The following is a 10,136-nucleotide window of genomic DNA, read 5'->3' as shown; positions in this document are numbered from 1 at the left end:
AGAAATAATGAAATAAATTCAGCAGGACGATACTTTATTTTTGGTAAACCCTAACATAGTCAACCTCGAAACGGTTGGGAAATTTTGTATTGCTCAACTCCCCGCCATTCAACCCTCCCATGGCAAGGTTTAGCAACATATAATGAGGTTGCTTAAATGGATTCAGTCCAATTGAATCTTTATTATTTAACGCTGCCATACTCACCTTAATCATCAGCTCATCATCCACAAAAAGTGAAATGTCCGCTTCAGTCCAGTCCATCCGCCAAACATGGAATCTAGCAGCCCAATCCTTTCCACCCAATTCTTTAACAGGTGTAATTTTGCTATACCATTTGGCTTTGTAGCGGGCTGAAGTTCCTAGCGCAATATTGGCCAAAACGTTGCCTTTGTAGTATTCCATGATATCTATTTCTCCGTTAGAAGGCCATTCGCCCGTCTCACCAAGTGTCCACCAGGCAGGCCAAAGACCAGAACTTACATTGATCTTTCCCCGCATTACGAAACGACCAAATTTCCAGGAATGACGTCCAGATGTGTTTATGCTGGAGGAAGTATGCGTTATCTTTTCGCGTGAAATACGCCAGTCCTTGCTCCCCGAAGCATATAATGGGTTAGGTCTATCTTCTTTTCTACCCTCAATGATCAAAATACCATTTTCACACCAAGCATTCTCTTCCTGATACCACTGGTTTTCTTCGTTTCGTACAAAACCTTTTTCATATTTCCAGTCTGAGGGATCAGGTTTGCCATTTTTATTAAATTCTTCTGCCCAAACTAGCTTATAACCATCATTAAGATAGGCAGAGGTGGCATTCTGATTTTGCCCAAATACATAGCTGGTTAAAAAAACCAAAAACATCGTGTGGACGATACTGCTAATAAACTTCATCGCTATACCATGGTTTGTTGTCATTCTAATTTTTCAAGTACATAATCCATAGGAACCATATCTGCTACTTTCTCATAAGCCCACATGCCTTCGAAGAGCAATGCTTCTGGATCATAAAGGCCGCCATTCTCATAAAAACCAGGAGAGGGCTTCAACCTGTAAAGCAAAGAAATCTGGAAACTCGCAAAATCATCAGGCCGCTGGATCTTGTAGCCTGAATACTTCGTATAATCCTTAGGCTCTTTCTCCTTTATAAAAATAATATATAAAGCATCGTTAAAATCAAGTGTTTTCAGCGAGGGAGATTTCTGCTGTACCAAAGTATGTCTTTCCACCTCTTCTCTTATCAGCATTTCAACTGTGTCTGGAAGGAGTTTCATTTTAGTCCAATAAGAAAGCGATTCCTTCCTGCGCTTCTCATCCCTGTGCTTACGCATCTTTTCAGAGAGCAGCTTTAACCGCTCATCTATTACAGCGTCAGGTCTCTTTTTTGTATTCGGAGCCTTAACAAGTCTATTTATGAAAAATCCTTGCTTTTGATAAGTATTGTCGTAAAGGGCCCTGAAAAAGTGCTCTGGAGAACCTATATAAGCAGACCTTCTAAGTTTTGCATAGCGTTTCACTTTTGATTCCTTCTTTTCTAATTCCTCAAAATAGGGGTAACCATAAAAATGGACGACATTAGTTTCATAGTCTTTCTCAAAATAACTCAACAAGTATTTGACTGTATAGCCCAGTGCTTTGTTCTCTATAATTAAAAGCTCGTCTGAACTGGCCTTTAAAATCCGCAGATCTTTATCATACTCAAATCGTATGACTCCCGGATTGAGTATCACACATTTTTTAGCATTTGCAGAAGTGCCAATAAAGTTCTCTTTGAATGTTGCCAGGTACTCGGAGCGATAAGGGTCTGGCCTGACGACGACCTCTGTGAGCAGCTTGACATTTTCTTCCAGCACTACTTCTACTTCCTTCGCCCTATTAGTGACAATTACGTTCAGCGTCGAAGGCGTATAACCTATCATCTCCACCAAAAGATTATAATTTCCAGCGGTTAGCCCTTTTAGCACAAAGCGGCCAGAACTGTCAGCTACCGTACCAATCTGATAACCGCTCAACAGAATATTAGCTCCTGGCAGAGTTGCTCCCTTTGCATCCTTAACTAGACCAGAAATAGAATATACTAATGGTTTAAGTTGTATAAAAGTTTCTTTAGCAGTGATCATCACAACCTTATCCTCAATCGAATAATCCAAAGAATTGCTTTTTAATAAACTATCTAAAGCCTGCTCTAGCTTGGAATTTTTAAAGTTAACGTTGACAGATTTAACCCCTTTTAGCAGGTCTGCATTATATAGGAAATCGTACTTTGTTTGCTTCCTCATTTCCTTGAAAACATGCTGCAAGGTGACGTTCTTCTTCTGAAAAGTAATACGTTGAGCGTAAGTATTAATTCCCGAAAAAGTCAGAATGACACTTAGGAAAGCAAGCAAAAACCTCATTATTCAATAATCGTCACTTTTCTGCCCTCAATCCTAAATTTCACTTTTGCAGTGCGTTCAAGAGATTTAAGGACAGTTGATAAACTTTTTGAACGGGCAACCATACCAGTAAGCTTTAGGCCATCATGGTTCCCATTGTCTGTTATTTCAACATTGTACCAGCGGGAAACTTGATTCAATATACTGCTGAACTCCTCGTTTTCGAAATTAAAGTCACCATTTTTCCAGGCCATACTTTCCGTCAAATCAACCTCCTTAACCTTTAAGGTTTTTCGGGACAACTGTGCTTGTTGGCCAGGCCTCAATGTTGCTTTTGAGGTATGGCTATTAGTCGAAACGACCTCCACTGAGCCTTCAAGCAATGTTGTTTTAGTTAGTTGTTCATCAGGATAACTGCTCACATTAAAATGTGTACCCAGAACCTTGATCTCCTGCTTGTCGGTTTTGACAATGAAAGGATGAGATTTATCTTTAGCAACTTCAAAATATGCCTCCCCAATCAGTTCAACTATTCTGTTCGCTTTTGAAGTAAATGTTGTCGGGAATTTCAATGATGATGCAGCATTCAACCATACCTTCGTCCCATCAGGGAGGTCGACGCTATATTGCTCGCCTTTAGCCGTTAAAACAGTATTCGTCTGAGCCGTTTCTGCCTTTGCACTTGAAACTCTATAAACAAGCCTATTTTGCGCAGCTTTAAATATTTCTACTCCTGTCTGTTCCGCAATCTTTCCATTTGAAGCACTGGATAACTCAATGCGCTGTCCGCTTGCAAGAAGCAAGGTAGCGGCAGTTCTGCCAGGAACAACCACATTCTGTATAGCCTTTACTTGCTGATTGCTTTCAACTATCTGGTGAGAATTGAAATAAAATACAGCAACACCCACAATTAACAGAACCGCAGCGGCTGCAGAAATCAAAGGGTAGTTAAAACGTCTAGCCTTAAGCGTATGCAGCTCAGGAACCTGCATCAATGCACGATACATGTACTCGCTCTGCTGGTCCAGTTCTGCTTCCGTCAATTCCGGAACATCATTTCTTCTGAAATAATGCAGCCAGTATTTGGTAGCTTCTTCTTCCTTGGTATCTTTATTTTCCATTCTTATCCTTCTCGAGAGTCATCATTTTTATTAAAGGCAATTTACACACTTAAATTGGGGACAAGCTCTAGAAATATTCCTGAGCCAAAACAAACAACAGGTAAACTAACATCCCAAGTTTCAACCGCAAATGCTTCATTGCACGTTTCATTTGAGTAATAACGGTTGATTCTGCAACTCCCAATTGTTCAGCAGTTGACTTTATCGAAAGGTACTGCGTTCGCCTCATCTCATACACCTCACGCATCCCTTTGGGCATAGCCGATATTTCTTTGTCGATCATTGCCTGAATATCCTTTTCCCTGATCATAAAATCAGTCTCAGTCCTTTCTCTATCTAAATACCTGTTACCCTCATCAGCATATTTCTTCAGAACATCTTTGTGTTTGTAAACGTTGTAAACTTTATTGAGAACTGATTTATACAAATAACCTGAAATGGTTGTATCTGGATCAAAACTGCTTCTGTTGTGCAATAACCAGGCAAATACATCCTGAACCAAATCCCTAGATTCTTCCTTATTTCCTAATTTATGGTAGGCATAGAGATATAGCGGTTTGTCATAGCGAAGATAAATTTCTTTGAAGGCAGCATCGTCACCAGCAATAAATTTGCTTGTCAACTCATGATCGGTATGGCTGCTATAGTCCAATTGAAGGTTATTTGGTTAGGGACCACAATATAAATAAAAATATTTATGCTGATAGTTTAACGATGGCTTTAAATTTTAAACTTCAAGGTACTCAATTTTGACGACGTCATCAAAACTACTTACTTGCTCATGTTTTATCTCGGCCGAATATTCTTTCTTTTTTTTAACAATGATAGTGCTATTGTCTTTCCAATAGGCTTCAATTTGCAGACCTGCCCCCTCTTGAATAATAAATGCATCCAGATCCACCTCCCAGATAAATAGTGACTTCTGAAGTTGCGTCCTTCCCTATGCCGTTTGATCGATTCATAACTCCACGTTTGCCATCTGGTTAACGATATTCGGATAGCAGGCCGTTGTTAATTTGGAACGCGTTATATTCGGCTTCATTAAGAACCTTGATCGTATTCGCAGTGTTCTTAACTACCGTAGATTGCAAATATAATCATGACTAATAGGATAATATGAATAACGACAAATCTCATCAGTGTATCGGAAGCGAAGAATTGGTTGCTAAGACAAAGTTAAATATTGAAAAATTTGGTCTTCAAGTGATTATGGTTAGCTCTACAAGCGATTCACCTGCCTTTACTTATAGTATTGGTTTATGGGAATGTTACAGCTATCCGGAGATTATCTGCTTTGGGCTTCCAACTGATGTAGCCCATGGACTAATTAATGATGTAGCTGCAGCCATAAAAGGTATGTAAGGTAACATATATGGCATTGGAAGGCCGGTTGGTACTTATGCATGTATTTTTCGGTATGCTAAGTGTTAAGTTTATCCCTGCTAATGTTAGTAATTTTTCTTTTGATAAAGCTCTTTACTATCGCATAATATTTATATTTGACATAGTTGTCAAGAAAATATAGTCATGATGAAAGAAGAAAATATAGGTGTATATATAAGACAATTGAGGGAAGAAGCAGGTATGCCCCTGAGAAAACTGTCTGCCATACTCGATATTGATCAGAGCACCTTAAGCAAGTTGGAGCGTGGTGAAAGGCCGATAACTCGACAAATGTTGCCAACTATAGCAAAAACTTTCAACGTAGATGAAAAAGAGCTCGTGGTGAAATTTTTGAGTAAGCAAGTGGCATATCAATTGGCAAATGAACCATACATTAAAGATATATTATTGGCGGTTGAACAAGAAATTAAATACTTAACGAAAGCGGTCAATAATAAGTAATGGAGATTAAATTAGAAGAACTACAATATCAACAGACTGCTATTCAATCGGTTGTCGATGTGTTTGATGGAAATATAAAAAATTCTTTTGATAATGCCTGTTTTGAGGGGATACGTTCAAATAATTGTACGTTATCAAATGAGCAAATTACGGAAAACATTATGGCTGTTTCAATTGAAAATGCCATTGATGATCAAACTGCAAAAATCACAAGTGAAAATGAGCTTACCATTGAGATGGAAACAGGTACCGGTAAAACCCTTGTTTACATTAAAACAATTTGCGAATTATACAAGCATTATGGCTTTACAAAATTTATAATTCTAGTGCCATCCGTTGCTATCCGCCAAGGTGTCTTAAAAACGCTAAATACCTTTGAACGGCAATTGGAAAATATCTATGGCTTCGTGCCAAAATCTTTTGAATACAATAGTAAAAAGCTAAACAAAGTAACCAATTTTATTGAGGAGCAATATCCACAAATCATGGTGATGACTTTAGCTTCATTTAATTCGGAAGATAAAATCCTTAATCAGGCTAAAAGGGAAGACTTATTTGCAAATATACCTTTTATAGATGCTATTGGTAGAACAAATCCTATTGTTTTGATGGACGAACCACAAGAGGGAATGGACACAGTAAATTCTGTTAAGCAAATTGCAAAACTCAATCCGCTTTTCAAATTAAGATATTCGGCTACTCATAAAGTGGTTAAAAATTTAATTTATCGTTTAACACCTTATGATAGTTATAAGCAAGGTTTGGTTAAAAAAATTGAAGTATTAACCGTTACCGAAAAAAATGATGAGGCTACTTTAAAACTAGAATTAAGTGAAATACAGAATGGTAAAAATCCAATTCGTGCAAAAATAAAAGCGTGGCATCAATCTACAGCAGGTAAAATAGAGTTTAAAACGACGAGTTGGTTAAAAGATGGGGATAACCTTGGCTTAATTACAAATAATCCGAGTTATTTAAAATATCAGATAGAACGCATTAACAAAAGTTTAAGAACGGGAAAATGGTCAATTACGTTTACTAATGGAGTGCAGATATTTGAAAAACAAGCATCGGGAAATATTGAAAGTATTTGGGCATTGCAATTAGAATGGTTGATGATTCGTCATTTCACCAAAATGCAAAAATTGCAAGAAAAAGGTATCAAATGTCTATCCCTTATTTTTATTGATAAGGTTGCCAATTATGTGAGTGATAATCCGATTATCAAAAATCTTTTCATCGAAAAATATAAAAGTATTTATGCTGAGTTCAATGATGGACAAATTCCTTCAGCAAGCGATATTGAAGCTATACAGGGATTCTATTTTGCTAAAACTGGTAAAGGGGAATTTACCGATAACGAGACTTCTATGCGTAAAAACTCAGATGTTTTTGATGCCATTTTAAAGGATAAGGAGGAGTTATTAACCTACGGTGATTCCGTAGCTAATAAAATTGAATTTATATTTTCACACTCTGCTTTAGGGGTGGGCTGGGATAATCCAAATATTTTCAATATCGCTACATTAAATAACTCTTATTCAGAAATTAAGAAACGGCAGGAGATTGGCCGTGGTTTACGTATTTGCGTTAATCAAGAAGGAGAACGTGTTTATGATAGTTTGGAAGTTGCAGATGAAGAACGTGTCAATCAACTTACGGTTATTCCAAATGAAACTTACGAAACATTTGTAACGCAGTATCAGGATGAAATTAAAGAAACGTATGGTACAATCTCGGCAGGTGCTGGAATGGCGCATACGCATAAGGGAAAAGCTCAAAACCAAGTATATTTTAAACGAAATCAAAACGAAACTATTAATCAAGCCTTTAAACGGTTTTGGAAAGCATTGTCAAAAAAAACTAATTTCTCGGTTGCTTTCGATGAAGAAACTTTAATAAAAAGAAGTAAAGAAGCTTTAAATAATATAAATATAGCTGATTATCAGGCTGAAGTAACAAGCCGTTCCATTGGGGCTATTAGCGAAAGTGGCATCACCGATGAATTTGGAGGAACTGAATCATATAAATTGAAAGCAAATTATTCTGCACTAGATTTATTGGAAGAAATAAGTGAAAACACTGGACTATCGTATATAACTACTTTTAAAATCATCGAAAATATTGACAGTATAAAATCTTTTGCAAAAAATCCACCTCAATATATTCATCAAGCTTCTGCATTGATTAAAAATATAGAACTGGAAGAAATGCTTAGGGGACTAGATTACCATTTAACAAGCGAAACTTTTCCCTTTGATTTTGAGGATTTTGTGAAAAATATTGATGAAAATGGTTATGTAAATACACCAAATAGGGGTGTTTTTGACAAGCAATTGGTAGATAGTGATGTAGAACGAAAATTTGCCATAGGTGCGGATTTGGATGATGAACTGATATGCTTTCTCAAATTGCCAAGTTATTATAAAATATCTACTCCAATTGGCGATTATGAACCAGATTTTGGGATTGTAATGAAAAGAAAACAATTGAGAGACGGCAAGGAAAGTGAATTTTACTTTGTCGTTGAAACCAAAGGAACAAACGATATCAATGATAAAAAAGCTCTAAAAGAAAGTGAGGTATACAAAATACAGTGTGCCATCAAACACTTCAAGACGCTTGGCGTAGAGGTGAAGTACAAAGCCCCAGTAAAAGATTACCAATACTTTAAAGACAACGCTATAAATGACATTAACACCCCAATTGAAAAATAATGAGTACTCAAGAATATAGTAATAATCCATTGGAGAATGTACAATCGCAAGATTGGAACAAAGTGCGATTGGAACAGCTAAAAATGTTGATGCCCGATTTGTTTACAAATGAAGGCCAATTAAACATAAACGAATTGAAAAAGATAATTGATAGCGAAAGTGTGAACGAAACCGAACGTTATGAATTTCGTTGGTTTGGTAAAAGCAATGCTAAGCGAGAGGCTTTTACTCCAACTGACGCTACATTGGTTTTTGATGAAAATCGAAGTGTAAATCCTGTAGAAAGTGATAACTTAATTATTGAGGGGGAAAACTTAGCCGTATTAAAGTTATTGAGCCAGAGTTATCGCGACCAAATTAAATGTATATACATTGATCCCCCTTATAATAAAAATAAAGATTATATATATAGAGATACCTGGAAACAAGACAAGCTTGAGTACTGGGAGGACATTGAGGTTGTCGAAAACGGATTGAAGATTGATACAAATAATGATGCATCTGGAAGATATCATAGCAATTGGCTGAATATGATGTTCAGTCGCCTGTTGATAGCTAGACAATTACTAAAGGAAGATGGTGTGATTTTAATATCTATCGATGAAGATGAAGTTCATCATTTGCGGAAAATCGGCGAAGAAGTATTTGGAGCGGAAAATTATGTTGGGGAGATAGTTTGGAAAAACAGTAGCAAGAACGACCAAGCGTATATTTCGATACAACACGAATATATCCTATTCTTTGTGAAAAATAGAGAAATAAACAAAGGCGAATGGATAGAAAAAAAAGAAGGTTTAGATGAAATTTACAAAGCGTTCGAGAATTTCAAGCAGAAACATGGTACCAACTGGGAAGCGATTCACCGAGAAGGATTAGAGTGGTATAAACAGTTTGCAGAATCAAACCCTATATATTCTAGTAAACATTATTCTTGGATGGATGAGCGTGGTGTTTATTTTCCTGATAACATTTCGGGGCCTAATTTTGGACAATATCGGTATGATGTAATCCATCCAATTACAAAAAAAGTCTGTAAAGAGCCAGCCAGTGGATGGCGTTTTCCTAAAGAAAAGATGAGAGATAGAATAGAGGAAAACTTAGTCCATTTTGGAAAGGACGAAACTACTGTTCCGAATAATAAGACATATTTAAAGAATACTGAAAATCAAAGTTTGACGAGTGTAAAATATCGGGATGGTAGAGTAGCTTCGAAAAAGTTGGCCACTTTAATGGGAGGGAATTATTTTACTAACCCGAAAGATTCATATTTATTATCACAGATATTTAAAGCCGTTGGTGTTAGTGGAAAAGATACCGTATTAGACTTTTTCGCTGGTTCGGGCTCAACAGGAGAGGCAATACAACAACTAAATAGAGACGACAATGGGGAAAGAAAATATATTTTGGTACAACTTCCTGAAATTACCGATAAAAAGAGCGACGCATATCAAGCTGGCTTCAAAAAAATAAGTGATATTACTATACAACGAAATAAAAGAGTAATTGAAGTAATCATTGAAGACAAGAAAAATCAACAAAATGGGTTGTTTGATAAAAGCGAAGGAGAAGATCCATTAACTAATTTAGGTTTTAAAGTATTCAAGCTTAAAAAATCCAATTTTCCAAGAGTAGAGTATGCGCCTGATCCTGAAAAATCAGACGAAGAAAACGTAGAGGCTCTTAAAAAATATATTAGGGATAAAGAAGGTCAATTACTTACAGCCTTTAACCGAGATGAACTGATCACCGAGATATTAATTAAAAATGGTTTTAAATTAAACTATAAGATAGACAAACAACAACATTTTAAAAAGAATGAAATCTTTTTAGTAACAGACAAAGATAAGGAGACATTGATTTGCCTAGATGGAATTTTGGCTGACGAAACCGTAGAGTATTTCAAAACAAATATTGGTCAAAAACTTATTGTACTTGAACGTGCATTAGATACAACCAAGAAGTGGAATTTAAAGCATAGTATGGGAGATAAATTTAAGGCGTTTTAAAATTTAGAAAATGGCAACATTCTTTTATAAAGGCAATATCCGAATCACTCAATCGGCTGTCCGTTTGTTTCGCG

Annotated in this window: 9 protein-coding genes; 4 read left to right on the top strand and 5 right to left on the bottom strand. The window is 36.5% G+C overall.

The annotated features are described in order from the left end of the window. Positions 1 to 34: 34 nt before the first annotated feature. The 5 genes from ACHFIZ_RS17520 to ACHFIZ_RS17500 all read right to left on the bottom strand — a co-directional run bounded on the left by ACHFIZ_RS17520 (position 35) and on the right by ACHFIZ_RS17500 (position 4,395). Entirely contained in the window at positions 35 to 916 is an 882-nt protein-coding gene (locus ACHFIZ_RS17520) for a family 16 glycosylhydrolase (RefSeq protein WP_410888212.1), read from the bottom strand. Then, on the bottom strand, positions 913 to 2,394 hold the full coding sequence (locus ACHFIZ_RS17515; RefSeq protein ID WP_410888210.1) for a carboxypeptidase-like regulatory domain-containing protein: 1,482 nt from the start codon (positions 2,392 to 2,394) through the stop codon (positions 913 to 915). Before ACHFIZ_RS17515 ends, ACHFIZ_RS17520 begins: the two co-directional genes overlap by 4 nt. Next, positions 2,394 to 3,494, bottom strand: a complete 1,101-nt coding sequence (locus ACHFIZ_RS17510; RefSeq protein ID WP_410888208.1) for a FecR domain-containing protein — start codon at positions 3,492 to 3,494, stop codon at positions 2,394 to 2,396. Before ACHFIZ_RS17510 ends, ACHFIZ_RS17515 begins: the two co-directional genes overlap by 1 nt. Before the next feature lie 67 nt (positions 3,495 to 3,561). Next, positions 3,562 to 4,146, bottom strand: coding sequence for an RNA polymerase sigma factor (locus ACHFIZ_RS17505; RefSeq protein WP_410888206.1), 585 nt, complete (start codon positions 4,144 to 4,146; stop codon positions 3,562 to 3,564). A 75-nt stretch (positions 4,147 to 4,221) separates the two neighbouring features. Then, positions 4,222 to 4,395, bottom strand: a complete 174-nt coding sequence (locus tag ACHFIZ_RS17500; RefSeq protein WP_410888204.1) for a hypothetical protein — start codon at positions 4,393 to 4,395, stop codon at positions 4,222 to 4,224. 215 nt (positions 4,396 to 4,610) lie between these two features. Here ACHFIZ_RS17500 and ACHFIZ_RS17495 point away from each other — a divergent pair, with 215 nt between their 5' ends. The 4 genes from ACHFIZ_RS17495 to ACHFIZ_RS17480 all read left to right on the top strand — a co-directional run bounded on the left by ACHFIZ_RS17495 (position 4,611) and on the right by ACHFIZ_RS17480 (position 10,062). Further along, complete coding sequence (locus tag ACHFIZ_RS17495) at positions 4,611 to 4,856, top strand: DUF4262 domain-containing protein (protein WP_410888202.1); 246 nt, start codon at positions 4,611 to 4,613, stop codon at positions 4,854 to 4,856. A gap of 165 nt (positions 4,857 to 5,021) precedes the next feature. Continuing rightward, positions 5,022 to 5,339, top strand: coding sequence for a helix-turn-helix domain-containing protein (locus ACHFIZ_RS17490; protein WP_410888201.1), 318 nt, complete (start codon positions 5,022 to 5,024; stop codon positions 5,337 to 5,339). Further along, the gene (locus ACHFIZ_RS17485; RefSeq protein WP_410888199.1) at positions 5,339 to 8,056 is read left to right on the top strand and encodes a DEAD/DEAH box helicase family protein; all 2,718 of its coding nucleotides are present in this window, start codon (positions 5,339 to 5,341) and stop codon (positions 8,054 to 8,056) included. The genes ACHFIZ_RS17490 and ACHFIZ_RS17485 overlap by 1 nt, the downstream gene beginning before the upstream one ends. Beyond that, the gene (locus tag ACHFIZ_RS17480) at positions 8,056 to 10,062 is read left to right on the top strand and encodes a site-specific DNA-methyltransferase (RefSeq protein ID WP_410888197.1); all 2,007 of its coding nucleotides are present in this window, start codon (positions 8,056 to 8,058) and stop codon (positions 10,060 to 10,062) included. The genes ACHFIZ_RS17485 and ACHFIZ_RS17480 overlap by 1 nt, the downstream gene beginning before the upstream one ends. The last annotated feature ends 74 nt before the right edge of the window (positions 10,063 to 10,136 follow it).

It is taken from the genome of Pedobacter sp. JCM 36344 (genome assembly GCF_046546555.1).
GTDB lineage: Bacteria > Bacteroidota > Bacteroidia > Sphingobacteriales > Sphingobacteriaceae > Pedobacter.
The sequence above is the reverse complement of the archived record's forward strand: the minus strand, read 5'-3'. Positions and strand labels throughout refer to the sequence as shown.